13 protein-coding genes are annotated in these 15,213 nt (G+C 40.4%); 10 read left to right on the top strand and 3 right to left on the bottom strand.

Annotation, left to right across the window (positions count from 1 at the left end; genetic code table 11):
• Window positions 1-24: 24 nt before the first annotated feature.
• The 7 genes from EDD69_RS04925 (at window position 25) to EDD69_RS04895 (ending at window position 7,712) form a co-directional block, all read left to right on the top strand.
• Window positions 25-1,569, top strand: coding sequence for a fatty acid--CoA ligase family protein (locus EDD69_RS04925; protein ID WP_132947859.1), 1,545 nt, complete (start codon window positions 25-27; stop codon window positions 1,567-1,569).
• 145 nt (window positions 1,570-1,714) lie between these two features.
• Complete coding sequence (locus EDD69_RS04920; RefSeq protein WP_132947858.1) at window positions 1,715-2,701, top strand: ABC transporter substrate-binding protein; 987 nt, start codon at window positions 1,715-1,717, stop codon at window positions 2,699-2,701.
• 32 nt (window positions 2,702-2,733) lie between these two features.
• Window positions 2,734-3,723: an ABC transporter permease gene (locus tag EDD69_RS04915; protein ID WP_132947857.1), complete on the top strand. Its 990-nt coding sequence runs from the start codon at window positions 2,734-2,736 to the stop codon at window positions 3,721-3,723.
• Entirely contained in the window at window positions 3,689-4,483 is a 795-nt protein-coding gene (locus EDD69_RS04910; protein ID WP_132947856.1) for an ABC transporter ATP-binding protein, read from the top strand. Before EDD69_RS04915 ends, EDD69_RS04910 begins: the two co-directional genes overlap by 35 nt.
• A 90-nt stretch (window positions 4,484-4,573) precedes the next feature.
• Window positions 4,574-5,287: an AzlC family ABC transporter permease gene (locus EDD69_RS04905; protein WP_132947855.1), complete on the top strand. Its 714-nt coding sequence runs from the start codon at window positions 4,574-4,576 to the stop codon at window positions 5,285-5,287.
• Entirely contained in the window at window positions 5,280-5,579 is a 300-nt protein-coding gene (locus tag EDD69_RS04900) for an AzlD domain-containing protein (protein ID WP_132947854.1), read from the top strand. The genes EDD69_RS04905 and EDD69_RS04900 overlap by 8 nt, the downstream gene beginning before the upstream one ends.
• A 165-nt stretch (window positions 5,580-5,744) precedes the next feature.
• The gene (locus EDD69_RS04895; protein WP_132947853.1) at window positions 5,745-7,712 is read left to right on the top strand and encodes a methyl-accepting chemotaxis protein; all 1,968 of its coding nucleotides are present in this window, start codon (window positions 5,745-5,747) and stop codon (window positions 7,710-7,712) included.
• 42 nt (window positions 7,713-7,754) lie between these two features.
• Here the strand turns inward: EDD69_RS04895 and EDD69_RS04890 are convergent, their stop codons facing one another.
• Window positions 7,755-8,348 (bottom strand): SCO family protein, encoded by a 594-nt coding sequence (locus tag EDD69_RS04890; RefSeq protein ID WP_132947852.1) that lies wholly within the window; start codon window positions 8,346-8,348, stop codon window positions 7,755-7,757.
• A 149-nt stretch (window positions 8,349-8,497) separates the two neighbouring features.
• Here EDD69_RS04890 and EDD69_RS04885 point away from each other — a divergent pair, with 149 nt between their 5' ends.
• Together EDD69_RS04885 and aceA are read left to right on the top strand one after the other, a co-directional pair.
• Window positions 8,498-9,748: a M48 family metallopeptidase gene (locus EDD69_RS04885; protein ID WP_132947851.1), complete on the top strand. Its 1,251-nt coding sequence runs from the start codon at window positions 8,498-8,500 to the stop codon at window positions 9,746-9,748.
• A gap of 356 nt (window positions 9,749-10,104) precedes the next feature.
• The gene (gene aceA / locus EDD69_RS04880; RefSeq protein ID WP_132947850.1) at window positions 10,105-11,391 is read left to right on the top strand and encodes an isocitrate lyase; all 1,287 of its coding nucleotides are present in this window, start codon (window positions 10,105-10,107) and stop codon (window positions 11,389-11,391) included.
• A 383-nt stretch (window positions 11,392-11,774) separates the two neighbouring features.
• Here aceA and EDD69_RS04875 read toward each other — a convergent pair whose 3' ends face one another.
• Both EDD69_RS04875 and EDD69_RS04870 read right to left on the bottom strand, forming a co-directional pair.
• The gene (locus EDD69_RS04875; RefSeq protein WP_132947849.1) at window positions 11,775-12,899 is read right to left on the bottom strand and encodes a nuclease; all 1,125 of its coding nucleotides are present in this window, start codon (window positions 12,897-12,899) and stop codon (window positions 11,775-11,777) included.
• Between the two features lie 3 nt (window positions 12,900-12,902).
• Window positions 12,903-13,148 carry a helix-turn-helix domain-containing protein gene (locus EDD69_RS04870; RefSeq protein ID WP_132947848.1) on the bottom strand — a complete coding sequence of 82 codons (246 nt, stop codon included), beginning with the start codon at window positions 13,146-13,148 and terminating at the stop codon, window positions 12,903-12,905.
• A gap of 136 nt (window positions 13,149-13,284) precedes the next feature.
• On the opposite strand from EDD69_RS04870, the gene EDD69_RS04865 reads away from it, so the two are divergent.
• Window positions 13,285-15,015, top strand: coding sequence for an N-6 DNA methylase family protein (locus EDD69_RS04865; RefSeq protein ID WP_132947968.1), 1,731 nt, complete (start codon window positions 13,285-13,287; stop codon window positions 15,013-15,015).
• The last annotated feature ends 198 nt before the right edge of the window (window positions 15,016-15,213 follow it).

Below are 15,213 nucleotides of genomic sequence, written 5' to 3'. Positions count from 1 at the left end.
ATTCATAAAAAGGGTGGGGGAGCAATGAATTTGGTTTCACGGTTGGAACAAATTGCGCAAGAAAAGCCGCAAAAAGTAGCGTATGTATTTGGACAGACGGAGAGTACATACCGCGAGTTGAACGGAGCCGTGATGAAATTTGCGAGCGGATTGGAAAAGATAGGGATCAGTAAAGGGGATCATGTCGCTTTATTGCTTGGGAATTCACCGTATTTTGTCATCAGCTTGTACGGAGCCATGCGGGTGGGAGCGACCGCCATTCCCATTAATCCGATTTATACGCCAGATGAGATTAGCTACATTTTAAACAATGGGGATGTGAAGGCGGTCATTGCTATTGATTTGCTTGTGCCAACGCTTGCAAAAATGATCGAGCGCATTCCGCAGGTGGAGCATATCATCATTTGTGAGACGCCGCAAGGAAAAGAAAACGGCATTGTTTTGCCCGAAAAAATGAAATCGTTTACAACTATCATTGAACAAGGAGATACTCCTTTTGAAGGCCCTTCGCTAGCGGATGATGATGTTGCGGTCATTCTTTACACGTCAGGAACAACTGGAAAGCCGAAAGGGGCCATGCTTACGCATAAAAACCTTTACAGCAATGCGCAGGACGTTGCAAACTATTTAAAATTTAATGAAAGCGACCGCGTCATTGCGACATTGCCGATGTTTCATGTGTTTTGTTTAACCGTTGCTTTAAACGCTCCGCTGATGAATGGCGGGACGGTGCTCATTATACCGAAATTTAGTCCGGCGGAAATTTTTAAGATTGCCAGGGAAAAGAAAGCGACCGTGTTTGTGGGCGTGCCGACGATGTATAACTTTTTATACCAATATCCAGACGGAAAGGCGGAAGATTTTGCGACGGTTCGCCTTTGTATTTCGGGTGGCGCTTCGATGCCGGTTGCTTTGTTGAAAAACTTTGAGAAAAAGTTTCAAGTCATTGTTTCTGAAGGCTATGGCTTGTCTGAGGCTTCACCGGTTACATGCTTTAATCCGCTCGATCGCCCGCGCAAGCCAGGTTCGATTGGGACAAGCGTCATCAACGTCGAAAATAAAGTGGTGAATGAATTTGGCGAAGAAGTGCCTGTCGGTGAAGTCGGGGAGTTAATTGTTCGCGGCCCGAATGTGATGAAAGGTTATTACAAAATGCCGGAGGAGACAGCGCATACGATTCGCGATGGTTGGTTATATACAGGTGATTTAGCGAAGATGGATGAAGAAGGATATTTTTACATTGTTGACCGGAAAAAAGATATGATTATTGTTGGCGGTTATAACGTCTATCCTCGTGAAGTAGAGGAGGTGCTTTATAGCCATCCCGATATCGTCGAAGCGGCGGTTATCGGTGTACCTGATCCAAACTTTGGCGAAGCGGTGAAGTGCTTCGTCGTTTCGAAAAATCCGAATTTAACGGAACAAGAGCTGATTGCGTATTGCAGCGAACATCTTGCCAAATATAAATTGCCAAGTTCGATCGAGTTTTTAGAAGAAATTCCGAAAAATACGACAGGAAAAATTTTAAGACGAGCATTAAAAGAGCGATTCACATCATCCGTGCAGTAGAAAAACAGCGATGCGTAAAGGCATCGCTTTCTTTTTTTATTATAAAAATCAGAATTTACTTGATATTTTGAAAATATATTTGTATAATTTAACGCATAAAAGCGAAACAGTGAAAAAGTAATTTGTATAGAGGGGGATGAGGGTTATGAAAAAAAGGATCAAAATGTTCAGTGCTTTGTTGTTAGCGGGAATTGTCCTTGCGAGCTGCGGAGCGAAAGAAACGTCTGAAAAAAATGAAGAAGGAGACAAAACGTATAAAGTTGGAGTGACACAAATCGTCGAACATCCTTCTTTGGATGCGGCGTTTAACGGATTTAAGAAAGCGCTGGAAGATCAAGGATTAAAAGTGGAGTACGATGTTCAAATTGCCCAAGGAGATATGAATAATAACCAAACGATCGCCAACAATTTTGTGGCGGATGGCGTTGATTTAATTTTTGCGAACTCGACGCCGAGTGCGCTTGGAGCATTGAATGCGACAAAAGACATTCCAATCGTGTTTACATCGGTGACCGATCCTGTCGGAGCTAAACTAGTCGAATCAATGGAAAAGCCAGGTGGAAATGTGACAGGAACGACCGATACACACCCGGATGCAATTCCAAAAACAGTTCAATTCATTGACAAATATGTGAACGGAAATCGGGTCGGCATGATTTATAATGCGGGAGAGCAAAACTCTGTGGCACAAGTTGATGCGGTCAAAAAAGCGATGGAAGGAACCGATTTAACGATTGTTCCTGTGTCGGTTTCCACATCGTCCGAAGTGAAGCAGGCAGCTGAATCGCTCATTGGCAAAGTGGATTGTATTTATATTATTACGGATAATACCGTTGTCTCTGCGCTTGAGTCTGTTGTTCAAGTCGCGAATGATAAAGATCTTCCGTTGTTTGTCGGCGAATTAGATTCAGTGAAACGCGGCGGATTTGCGGCGTATGGTTTTGATTACTACGATATTGGCTATGAAGCAGGCGTGATGGCTGCAGAGATTTTAAAAGGAAAGAAAAAGCCGTCAGAACTTCCTGTTCAATATCCACAGAAATTGAAATTGTTGATTAATAAAAAAGCAGCAAAAGAAATGGGAGTGGAGCTCAATCCAGAATGGGATTCGATCGCTGAATATATTGAATAAGGCAACGAGATTATGTCTAAAGGATGGATGGTATGCTGACTGCATTGTTTAGTTCCGTTGAAGCAGGGTTGTTGTATGCGATTATGGCGCTTGGCGTGTATTTATCGTTTCGAATTTTGGACTTTCCTGATTTAACCGTTGACGGGAGCTTTGTCACGGGAGCGGCGGTCGCTTCCGTGTTGATTGTCAACGGAACCAATCCGTTTTTAGCCTCATTTGCTGCTTTGCTGGCAGGGTTTCTAGCAGGTTGCGCGACGGGGCTTCTTCATACGAAAGGGAAAATTAATCCCCTTTTGTCTGGCATTTTGATGATGATCGCCCTTTATTCCATTAACTTGCGCATTATGGGAAAACCGAACGTTCCACTGTTACAACAAGAAACGGTTGTGACCATCATAAGCGATTGGTGGAAAGGGATCGGTGTCGATCAAGCGCTAGCGAATATCATTCCAAGTTTTGTGCCGAAGACATGGGCGATCGTCATCGTCATGTTTTTATTTGTCATTGTTTTGAAAATGTTGATCGATTTGTTCTTAAAAACCGAGATCGGTCTAGCATTGAGGGCGACAGGGGATAACAAAAAAATGATTGCCAGCTTTTCAGGAAATACAGATCAATTGACGATTGTTGGATTAGGTATATCCAATGCGCTCGTGGCGTTTTCAGGAGCCCTGATTGCACAATATAGCGGATTTAGCGATATTGGCATGGGAATCGGGATGATCGTCATCGGCTTAGCTTCCGTTATTATCGGGGAAGCGCTTTTTGGAGCTCGGACCATCGCGCGTGCGACGTTTGCGGTCATCGGCGGAGCGATCGTTTATCGCATCGTCATTACGTTGGCGTTACGCATACAATTTCTTGAGACGGGCGATGTGAAGCTGATTACCGCTTTCATTGTCATCATGGCTCTTATTCTTCCGCAATTTTTATCAGCAAGAATGGAAAAAAGGCGTAAGCTGCAAGCAGAAAAGAGAGGTGAGAGCGTTGCTAACTCTCAAACAGATTACAAAAGCGTTTAATGAAGGAACGCTCGATGAAAAAGTTGCGCTGAAACACATTAATTTAACGTTAGAGCCGGGCGATTTTGTGACGATTATTGGCAGCAACGGCGCGGGAAAATCAACGTTGATGAACATTATTTCTGGTCGTTTAACTCCAGATACAGGCGAAGTGATCATTAAAGGAGAAAACGTGACAAATATGAGCGAACATGAGCGAGCTCGATATATCGGGCGCGTCTTTCAAGACCCGATGGCGGGAACAGCTCCCAATATGACGATTGAAGAAAATTTAGCGCTGGCGTATAACCGAACGATGAAGCGAACGCTTCGCTTTGGTGTGACAAAAAAGCGACGTGAATTTTTCAAAGAAACGCTACAAACGTTACAACTTGGGCTAGAGAATCGTTTAAACGCAAAAGTTGGACTTCTCTCAGGCGGGGAGCGGCAAGCGTTGTCGTTATTAATAGCGACATTTACAAAACCGCACTTGCTTTTACTCGATGAGCATACCGCGGCATTAGACCCTGCTCGTGCGCAACTCATTACCGAGTTGACGAAACAAATTGTTGAGAAGGAGAGGCTCACGACGCTAATGGTCACTCATAACATGGAGCAAGCGCTTCAGCTTGGCAATCGGCTCATTATGATGGACCGAGGCCAAATCATTTTTGAAGCGAGCGGCAAAGAAAAAGAAAAGTTAACGGTTGAAAAATTGCTGCAAGAATTTCAACGCATACGCGGCAGCCAATTTGCCAGTGATCGAGCTGTGCTTGTTTAATCCGCAGACATGCGGATTTTTTCTTGCTCCTTAATCAAAATTGATTAACAATAGAGGCATAGTAACAATAATTGGGGATGGGGTGAAAGAATGGAAATTGCCTATGCGCAGAAAAAACGTTCGCCATTTCGCCAAGGAATGCAAGCGAGCATCAGTATTGTTCTCGGGTATATGCCGATTGCGCTTACGTTTGGTTTGCTTGCGAAAACGACAGGGTTGACGCTCGTCGAAACAGTGCTGATGAGTGCGATTGTGTATGCAGGGGCATCGCAATACATTTGCTTAAATTTGCTTGCGCTTGGAACGGGAATGTTCGAAATTGTGTTGACAACGTTCATCGTCAATATTCGCCATTTTTTACTGTCCGCTTCATTGAATGAGAGAATGGAGAAAGATAAAATTTGGAAAAAAATAATGTATGCGTTCGGCATTACAGACGAAACGTTTTCGGTTGCGGCAACAAAAGAAGGAACGGTATCGACTTCCTATTTGCTCGGCATCATCATTCCTGCCTACGGAAGCTGGGTCATTCATTCTGCGCTTGGCTACGTGCTTGGAGCAAGCTTGCCTCAAAACTTGCAAGAAAGCATGTCTATCGCTCTTTATGCGATGTTTATCGGCTTGCTTGTCCCTGCGTTGAAGGTGAACAAAAAAGCGATTTGGCTTGCTGTCTTTGCTGCGTTGTTTCATTCGCTTTTTGCTCTCGTTTTCAAATTTTCGACCGGTTGGGCGATTGTAAGCGCAACATTGCTTTCGGCATTTATGGTTGAATGGATGATGAAAGGGGAGCGAACAGATGGATAACCTCATTTGGTTGATCCTTGCGATGGGAGCGGTGACGTATGTACCAAGGATGCTGCCTTTTGTGTTATTTGAAAAATGGTCGTTGCCGCCATTTTTGCAAGGAGTGTTGAAGAACGTTCCGTACGCGATGCTCGGTGCGTTAATCGTTCCTGGCATTTTCCTTGTCCAAGATGATCCATTGTTTGGGGTTATTGGCTTCGTTGTCGCTTTTCTCGTTGCATTTTTAGGTGCGAACGTCACGATTGTTGTGCTCGTAACGATTATTGTTTTAGCAGGGTATACGGCGTGGTGAGAGGTTGTTTCCACAGCGATTTGTGGAGACAACTTATTTTTTGTGTTTTAATTTTCAAAAATATCATAAAAATAGTCCTTTTTGCTTACTTTTGTTACATACTAATTTCGATTAATATTAACATTATATAAGCTACGAATACGACTGGGAGGGGGAGAGGATGCTATGCGGACGGTTCGCAGCAAGTTGTTAATCGTCATCATACCAATTGTTATGCTTTCGTTGTTTATGGTTGCTTTTTTAAATCACCAAAAAGCGAAGGAATTTTTAGAAAAACAGTTTGAAGCAACAGCAGAAGCAGAGCTTGGTCGCTTGCAAGTTGCAGTTTCTGAATGGATTGATTATCATCAAAAACTAATTGAAGGATTGAGTTTAGAAGGGGGATGGGATGTAACGCATTCGGAACATAACTTGCAGCGGCTCAAGCAAGTGCAAGAAACATGGACAAGCTTTGAGATGATTGCTATTGCTGATGCAACTGGTCAAGTTCATGCAGATGGGAAAGCGGTTTCAATTAGTGATCGTCCTTATTTTCAAGAAGCGATGAAAGGGAAAACGGTCATTTCCGATGTCGTTGTTTCACGAGCGACAAACGAAAAGGTGATTGTCATCGCCACGCCAATTCGTGAACAAGGAAAGATCGTCGGTGTGTTGTTTGGAACAGTGAAAACAGAGAAAATAACCGATCTTGTTTTAAACGTAGAAGTCGGGAAAACAGGATATGGTTATTTAATACAACGAGACGGTGTGCTCATCGCCCATCCGAAAAAAGAATATATACTTGAAAAAAACTTGTTACAAGAAAAAAATGAAAAGCTCGTTTCGCTGTTGAAAAGCGTATTAGCCGGACATAAAGGGCAAGGCATATATGAGTTTGAAGGGATTAAAAAATATGCGTTTTATGCACCGATTCAATCAACAGGTTGGGGGCTTGTGTTGACAGTTCCGGTTGAAGAGGCAACGGAACAGCTTTATTATTTGGCGCTTCTTTCATTCGTGACAGCGGCGGTTGTGCTTCTTTTCGCTGCGGTCATCGTCATTATGTTTGCTTCTCGCCTTGTTCGTCCATTACAGCAGTTAAGCCAATTGACGAAAAAAGTAGCGAGCGGTGATTTAACGGTAGAAATTGAACATAAAAGCGGAGATGAAGTGGGTCAGTTAAGCAATCATTTTCAACATATGGTATATAAAATGCGGGATATGTTGCATCAGTTGCACGATTCTGCCGAACGGCTTCACCAATGTGCCCAAACCTTTGAGATCACGAGCGAGGAAACAAAACAAGCAACAAACCAAGTAGCGATTACGATGAGTGAAATGTCACACGGGTCTGTTGCTATCGCTCAATCCGTTCAAGATGTAACCGAACGGGTGAAAAAGATGATGAACGAGTTAGACTGCTTAATCGCTGAAGCGGAGCAAATGGAACGAGCGATGTTGGAGACGATCGATGTGTCGACAAAAGGAATGAACGTTTTAAAAACGATGAGTGACACGATTACATCTGTCGCCAGAAGTTCAAACGATGCGGTAGAAGCAATGAAACAATTAGGTGAGCGTTCGCAACAAGTAAAAGAAATTGTCAACGTCATCAACCATATTATGTCCCAAACAAATTTGCTTGCGTTAAATGCATCCATTGAAGCCGCACGTGCAGGAGAAGCGGGAAGAGGGTTTGCAGTTGTTGCAGATGAAGTGCGAAAATTAGCGGAAGAAACCGAGCGGGCAACGGAGAAAATTGCTCATATGATTCAACAGACGTATGTTGAAACAGAGCAAGCTATTCATATTGTATCCGAAGGAAGCAAAGTAACGAAGCTGGCTTCAGAACATATGGAAGAAGCGAAAAAAGCGTTTAATCAAATTTCCAACAACTTATTAGGTACAAGCAAAATAAGTGAAAAAGTTATCAACCGCATTAAAATGATTCAATCAGACAGCATGACGATTTCAGAAAATATGCAAGATGTTGCAGCGGTGACCGAAGAAGCATCAGCAAGCATTGAGGAAGTTAGCGCATCGACAGAACAACAAGCAGCTGCAGCTCACCAAATTTTTGAACAAGCAAAACAAGTTGAGCAATTAGCAGATGAATTATCCGATATGATGAGTGCATTCAAGTTAAAAGGATAAGAGGGTGTCTTCAAGCGACACCCTCTTATTTACAACAAGGCCCTATTCCTTGACTTCTTCTAAAATAGCCTTGTATACTTTCTCCTTATCAAATCCTTTTTCGCCCATGCCGAATGTGTCGATGACGCGATTGTTTTCATCGAGGAAGTATGTCAATGTTGTATGAATCAACATGCCGTTTCCTGGATCACGATATTGGAAGTTAAAGGCATCAGCCACTTTTTTTGTATCATCTTCATTGCCGCGCAAGAATATCCATCCTTCCTCATCGCTTTCGACTTCAAACATTTTCGCATATGCTTGCATGACTTCGCTTGTGTCACGTTTTGGATCGATCGTAATCGTTAAAAATTCCACTTTCTTGCCGAATAAACCGTCTTTTTCAAGCCGCTCTTTTAGCTGTTTCATTTGAAAGGTGGTGTTTGGGCAAATATCAGGACAATTCGTATACACAAACTCTAACAGGCGTACCTTTGGCTCCATTTCGCTAAACGAATATGGCTTTCCCCATGCCGTTTCCATTGTCACATCGGATGGAAACTCCATTTTTGCCTGACGGTAAACCGTAAAATAAAAAATGCCAACTCCAATACAGATTGCTAATAAACTGAAAAATGTAATGTATAGCTTTTTCAAATGAATCCCTCCCTTTTTCTATCATACATAATCAACATGACAATGAGGGGAAAAACGAATGAACATTATTTGAATTTTTAACGTTGTTCTAAATTGTGTTTTTTAAACTAAACTAATAATAAAAAGTTGGACAAAAAGGGGATGGGCTTTTGAAAAAAGTTGTTCGTTGGACGTTATTGCTATACGCCGTATATGCCTTATTTTTTGCTTTTTATTTGTTTTCCTGGGCTGATGTATCCATTCCGAGCGAATATAAAGGGACGAGTGCGGACCCTGCCATGTTTTTAACGAAACGAGAGCTTTTATTGAGCGAGCAGTTTTCGCAAATTAAAAATTTTCTATTCTTTTTATCCATTCCGTATGAATGGGTCATTTATCTCCTCGTGCTTGTTTTCGGTTTGTCCGCTAAGTTTCAACAATGGGCCGAACAGACAACCAAATGGCGATTCGTACAAACATCCATTTATTTGTTTTGTCTATCGCTTCTTGCCACTGTTTTAACGTTTCCGCTCAGCTATGCAGGCTACTATTTTTCAAAAGCGTATCATATTTCGACGCAGACGTTTTCAAGCTGGATGCGCGACGAGATCATCGATTTTTGGGTGAATTATGCGATTATGATCGTCATTGTATATGTGTTATATACGCTCATGCGCAAATATGAAAAACGATGGTGGGTATATGCGTGGTTGCTGTCAATTCCGTTTACCATTTTTTTAACTTTCATTCAACCCATTGTCATTGATCCGCTCTATAACGATTTTTATCCGCTCAAAAATAAGCAGCTAGAAGATAAAATTTTGGAGCTGGCGAAAGAGGCGAACATTCCAGCGAATCATGTGTTTGAAGTGGACATGTCCGAAAAAACGAACGCGTTGAATGCGTATGTGACAGGAATTGGCGGGAACTCGCGCATCGTTCTTTGGGATACGACGCTGCAGCAGCTTGGCGAAGATGAAATTTTGTTTATTATGGCACACGAAATGGCCCACTATGTGATGAAGCATATTTATTGGGGAGTAGGAGGATATATTGTCTTAACGTTAATCGGCTTGTATATAACAAATCATTGGATGAAGCGCATCATTGCGCGCTGGGGCGATTGGTTGCATATTCGTAAGTTGAATGAAATGTCTTCTCTGCCGCTTTTTTTGTTGCTTATTTCGCTGTTAAGCTTTGCGGTCAGTCCTGCGATGAATGCGGCGTCGCGTTATGAAGAGCATGCGGCGGATCGGTATGCGATTGAGCTTACGGAAAATAAAGAAGCGGCCGTTTCTACGTTCCAAGAATTGACGCGATCCAGTTTAAGCCAAGTCCATCCACCGTATTTAGTAAAGCTGTTTCGTTACAGTCATCCAACCATTTTGGAGCGAATTATATTTTTAGAACGCTACGAATAGAGGGGATTGGTTCCCTTCTAATTTTTTTTGATAAATTTTCAAAAAATACTTTCTTTTTTTAAAATTCTGTTATACAATAAGAGCGTGATTAATTAAATGTGTATTATAACAAAAGGATGGGAGGAATGCCGACGTAAATATCTGGACTTCAAGTGCACGGTCGAATGAATGAGTGGGACGTAGAAATTTTGACACCAGAAGCACTCCAGTTCGTCGAAAAGCTTGAGCGAAACTTCGGAAAGCCGAACTAAATTAAGCTTGAAGTCGGTGAAGAAGCGTTTCACAATGGCCGCTTTAAAGAGGTCAATCCATTCCGGGGTATAAGATTTTGTAAACCAATAAGGGGGAGAAGAGAAATGACACGCAATGATGAAAGAATTAAAAAGTTAGAAGAAAGCTGGAAAAACGATGAGCGTTGGAAAGGAATTAAGCGCCCGTATACGGCAGAAGATGTCATTCGTTTGCGCGGTTCAATCGATATTGAATATACGCTCGCACGCCGCGGCGCAGAAAAGCTTTGGCATTTATTGAATACGGAAGATTATGTGCATGCGCTTGGCGCGTTGACAGGAAACCAAGCCATTCAGCAAGTAAAGGCAGGGTTAAAGGCGATTTATTTGAGCGGTTGGCAAGTGGCAGCGGATGCGAACCTTGCAGGACATATGTATCCTGACCAAAGCTTATATCCTGCAAACAGCGTTCCGCATGTCGTCAAGCGCATTAACCAAGCGTTGCAGCGTGCGGACCAAATTCAGCATTCGGAAGGAAGCGGCGACATCGACTTTTTCGTGCCGATCGTTGCCGATGCGGAAGCGGGCTTTGGCGGTCAGTTGAACGTGTTTGAGTTGATGAAGGCAATGATTGAAGCGGGAGCGGCTGGCGTTCACTTTGAAGATCAGCTTTCTTCCGAGAAAAAATGCGGCCATTTAGGCGGAAAAGTATTGCTGCCGACACAAACAGCCATTCGCAATTTAATTGCGGCGCGTCTTGCGGCGGATGTCATGGGCGTACCGACGGTGTTAATCGCGCGCACGGATGCGAATGCAGCGGACTTAATTACAAGCGACATCGATCCGCGCGACCAAGAATTCATTACAGGCGAGCGCACACCAGAAGGATTTTTCCGCACGCGTGCCGGACTCGATCAAGCGATCGCTCGGGGCTTAGCATACGCGCCATATGCAGACTTAATTTGGTGCGAAACAAGCGAACCAAACCTAGAAGAAGCGCGCCGCTTCGCCGAAGCGATTCACGAAAAATTCCCAGGCAAACTGCTTGCCTACAACTGCTCGCCGTCATTCAACTGGAAGAAAAAGTTGGACGACAAAACAATCGCCAACTTCCAAGTCGAACTCGGCAAAATGGGTTACAAGTTCCAATTCGTCACATTGGCAGGATTCCACGCGCTCAACTACAGCATGTTTATGTTGGCGCACGGCTACAAAGAGCGCGGCATGGCAGCCTACTCCGAACTGCAACAAGCCGAATTCGAGGCCGAAAAATACGGCTACACTGCGACTCGCCATCAACGAGAAGTCGGTACAGGCTACTTCGACGAAGTCGCTCAAGTCATCTCTGGCGGCCAATCATCGACTGTTGCGCTTAAAGGATCAACGGAAGAAGAACAATTTACAACGGCTTAAAGTAGGAACGCCCCCTCCGAAAAAGAGGGGGATTTTTTTATAAAGGGTAATATTTTAGTAAAATAATAAAGACGCCCCCTCCGCAGGGCATCTTTTCAATCGATTTATTTTCAAGGTGAAGAATTTCATTCCACGCAATGCATGAAACACGATTAAATATGTTGTGTCAATTAAGTAACATAGAACCTTTATTACCTTCAGATAGGATATCTCCAAATAGTTCTGCCCGTTTTTTATTTATAATGACGTCGAATTCCTCTTTCGTGAGACACTCTTTCGTTTTTTTTTCTTTTCTGCATACAGTTCTTTGAGTCTTAAGCGAATCAACAAAGCCAACTCCATTCACTTACAAATTACAAAATAACTCATAATCAAAAAGTGGATTATATATCTGGATTATAAACAGCTTTTCCTTTGAATTGTTCAAAAAAAGACATAGGAATGGAACGTTGACATTTGAAGCTTTTATCCCCGACATAAGTGAAATGTTCCCCTAAATGTTCACCAGGACACAATACAGCTCCTTTAACGATACCGCTATCTTTGTCTGTTAAAGCAATAAGATATCTTACAGAAAGTGTTGTAAATTTAGGATATGATGGTAATTCTTCTTCAAATTGAGGGCTGTATTTACCTAAATCAACTGTTGGTGAATCTTGAACTTTGACTTCTAACATTTGATTTCTAATATCAGGATATCCCCCTGCAAGTAATTCTTGATCACTAGGTTTATACCCTAATAGTTGCGAAACTTTTAATTCCAAGGCTTGTCCTCTATTTTTTGTTGGCATTGCATCTAATTTTGTGCCAATTAGATTTTTTAGTACAATATCACGTATAACCTCTAGTTTTAGGATCTTTCCATTTGTTGGTTCATCGTGAATACTTATTCCCTCACATGGTAAATCTTCGGACAATAAACCCTGAACACTTTGTGAATCAGAATAAAATAATATAGGCTCATTATTAGATAAGATCTTTTGTCGCATAGTTTCAGTGATTATTAGTTGGTGCTTAATAGTCGGTTTTCCAAATTGACCAAAGTTTTTGACTATATAATCTGGGCTTAGAATTACAACTGATTCAATTTCGTGAGTTGTTACATTTACTTTTGTAAAGACAAATCTTACGTCATTTGCTGAAAGAGATTGACCATTTGAATATTCAATTTGTATAGAATCGGTTGCTGGGTTTCTGTTCCATACTTGTAGATTATAAGATTTTCCAGATGTAACAATATATGAATCAATGAATTCTAATCTTATTTTCGGAACGCCTTTAGCTTTCGGGGGCACAATTTGATACGTTCCTTCTGGAGCAGGAGCAGGAAGCCCGCCTTCTGAAATCAAAGTACATTCAATTAATTTTCTCATTTTTGATCCATCTGTTCTAGTTTTTCCTGATAACGGAAATTTTTTGCCTATTAAACTAGAAAGACGTTTACATAATTCTTCAGGGGGTGTAAGAGCATCTTTTGAAATTGGTGGAAAGGACATCATATCATGCATTAATTATTTATCCTCCTCTTTATCTAGGTCTAGCAAATCTTGTACTCGAACTTCTAGAGCATTTGCTATCTTGATGAGATTTAAAATTGTTATATTTTTTTCTCCCCTTTCAACAGCCCCAATGTAGGTTCTATGAAGTCCGGATTTAAAGGCCAATTCTTCTTGTGATAAATTCAAACAGGTTCTTATTGAACGAATATTATTTCCAATTATTTTTAATACTTTGTCCCTATCATTTATATTTCTCATGTATATATTTTCCTTTCTTGATGCTTATAAATCGACAGACTATGAATAGCATTTTTGTTTTTATTTTTTAGTTAGGTGTGGTATAGTTATAATAAGTAAATTGATAATAATAGAATTTTGCAGGTGAAAATAAATGATGAGTGTTCAAAAAGTAAAACAGGTTTCAAAACAAAAAGCAACAGGTGCTCATTTCACCCCTGATAAATTAGCAGAAGTTATTGCAAAAAGGATTTTGAATTATTTTAAAGGTGAAGAAAAACGAGTAATTAGAGTTTTAGACCCAGCCTGCGGTGATGGAGAACTATTACTAGCAATAAACAAAGTAGCACAATCAATGAATATTCAATTAGAGCTCATTGGTGTGGATTCTGATATTGACGCAATAAATATTGCTAATGAAAGATTAAGCAGAAGCGGACATAAAAATTTTCGCTTAATTAACAAAGACTTTTTGGAAATGGTGAGTGAAGGCGACAATTACGATTTATTTAATACAGAAGAACTTGAGCCTGCTGATATTATTATTGCTAATCCTCCATATGTTCGAACTCAAATTTTAGGTGCAGAAAAGGCACAACAACTGAGGAAAAAATTTAACTTGAAAGGAAGAGTTGATTTATACCAAGCGTTTTTGGTAGCTATGACTCAACAATTAAAAAGCAACGGAATTATGGGAGTTATTACATCTAATCGTTACTTAACTACAAAAGGAGGGGAATCCATAAGGAAATTTTTAGTTTTAAATTTTAATATATTAGAAATAATGGATTTAGGAGATACGAAATTTTTTGACGCGGCAGTTTTGCCTGCGATTTTCTTTGGTGAAAAGAAAAGTAAAGAAAATCAAAAAGAAAATTCAAACGTTCCAAAGTTCTTTAAAATATATGAACAAAATGATATAGAGGCGAGTACAAATGTCAATAGTGAATTTAATTCATTAATAGAACTTTTGGAAGTTAATAAATCTGGATTATATTCCGTTAGAGATAAAACTTATTCGATATCATTAGGAAAATTAATTTCACCCGAAAATTATAAAGAACCTTGGATTTTAGCAACTGAAGATGAATACGAATGGTTTATGAAAGTAAATCAAAATGCATATGGTTTTATTGAAGACTTTGCACACGTAAAAGTTGGAATAAAAACAACTGCTGATTCAGTATTTATTAGAAGTGATTGGGAAGAATTGCCCGAGCAACAAATTCCAGAAGATAAACTATTACGTCCAATTATTTCGGCTGATCAAGCAAATAAATGGAGCGTTTCTTTAATTGAGAGTAATAAAAAAGTGCTATATACTCATGAAATTAGAGATGGTCAAATAAAAGCTATAAATTTAGAGGAATTTCCTAGAGCTAAAAACTACCTTGAAAGCCACAAAGAAAGACTTGCGGGTCGAACATATGTATTAAAGGCTAATAGAAATTGGTATGAAATTTGGGTTCCTCATGATCCTTCATTATGGGACAAACCTAAAATTATTTTTCCTGATATCAGTTCAGAACCTAAATTTTTTTATGAAGACAAAGGAAGCATCGTTGACGGTAATTGCTATTGGATTATTCCAAAAAAGGAAAACGATAACGATATTCTATTTCTAATCATGGGGATTTGTAATTCAAAGTTCATGTCTAAATATCATGATATTGCTTTTCAAAACAAACTTTACGCAGGAAGAAGAAGATATTTGACACAATATGTGAATAAATACCCAATTCCAAATCCAGAATCAATTTACTCTAAAGAAATTATCAGTTTAGTTAAAGAATTAGTGAATAATAAAAAAGAAGCACAAGAGATTAATGAAATCGAAAATCGAATTGAAGAACTTATTTTGCGGGCTTTTGATATTGAAAGTTTATAAATAAGCAACAGTCGCTTCGAAAATTATCGGTTATTCAATTTCTATTGCCACAATCGTTGTTTTCGCCACACACGTTCAAATGTGAGAACTTTCAAAGGGATGAAAGATGTTCAACTGCTTATTTTAAATGAGGTTTGACAGACGATCATAAAGTTCGAGAATATTATTGTTTACTGTGAACAAACGAATCAAGTTCGT

This window comes from Thermolongibacillus altinsuensis (assembly GCF_004341205.1).
Taxonomy (GTDB): Bacteria; Bacillota; Bacilli; order Bacillales; family Anoxybacillaceae; genus Thermolongibacillus; species Thermolongibacillus altinsuensis.
The sequence above is the reverse complement of the archived record's forward strand: the minus strand, read 5'-3'. Positions and strand labels throughout refer to the sequence as shown.

Excerpts from the sequence above, each read along its gene's own strand:
- EDD69_RS04915 (WP_132947857.1), top strand. The coding sequence starts at position 2,734 with ATGCTGACTGCATTGTTTAGTTCCGTTGAAGCAGGGTTGTTGTATGCG.
- EDD69_RS04905 (WP_132947855.1), top strand. The coding sequence starts at position 4,574 with ATGGAAATTGCCTATGCGCAGAAAAAACGTTCGCCATTTCGCCAAGGA.
- EDD69_RS04900 (WP_132947854.1), top strand. The coding sequence starts at position 5,280 with ATGGATAACCTCATTTGGTTGATCCTTGCGATGGGAGCGGTGACGTAT.
- EDD69_RS04865 (WP_132947968.1), top strand. The coding sequence starts at position 13,285 with ATGAGTGTTCAAAAAGTAAAACAGGTTTCAAAACAAAAAGCAACAGGT.
- EDD69_RS04920 (WP_132947858.1), top strand. The coding sequence starts at position 1,715 with ATGAAAAAAAGGATCAAAATGTTCAGTGCTTTGTTGTTAGCGGGAATT.
- EDD69_RS04895 (WP_132947853.1), top strand. The coding sequence starts at position 5,745 with ATGCGGACGGTTCGCAGCAAGTTGTTAATCGTCATCATACCAATTGTT.
- EDD69_RS04925 (WP_132947859.1), top strand. The coding sequence starts at position 25 with ATGAATTTGGTTTCACGGTTGGAACAAATTGCGCAAGAAAAGCCGCAA.
- EDD69_RS04875 (WP_132947849.1), bottom strand. The coding sequence starts at position 12,899 with ATGCATGATATGATGTCCTTTCCACCAATTTCAAAAGATGCTCTTACA.
- aceA (WP_132947850.1), top strand. The coding sequence starts at position 10,105 with ATGACACGCAATGATGAAAGAATTAAAAAGTTAGAAGAAAGCTGGAAA.
- EDD69_RS04870 (WP_132947848.1), bottom strand. The coding sequence starts at position 13,148 with ATGAGAAATATAAATGATAGGGACAAAGTATTAAAAATAATTGGAAAT.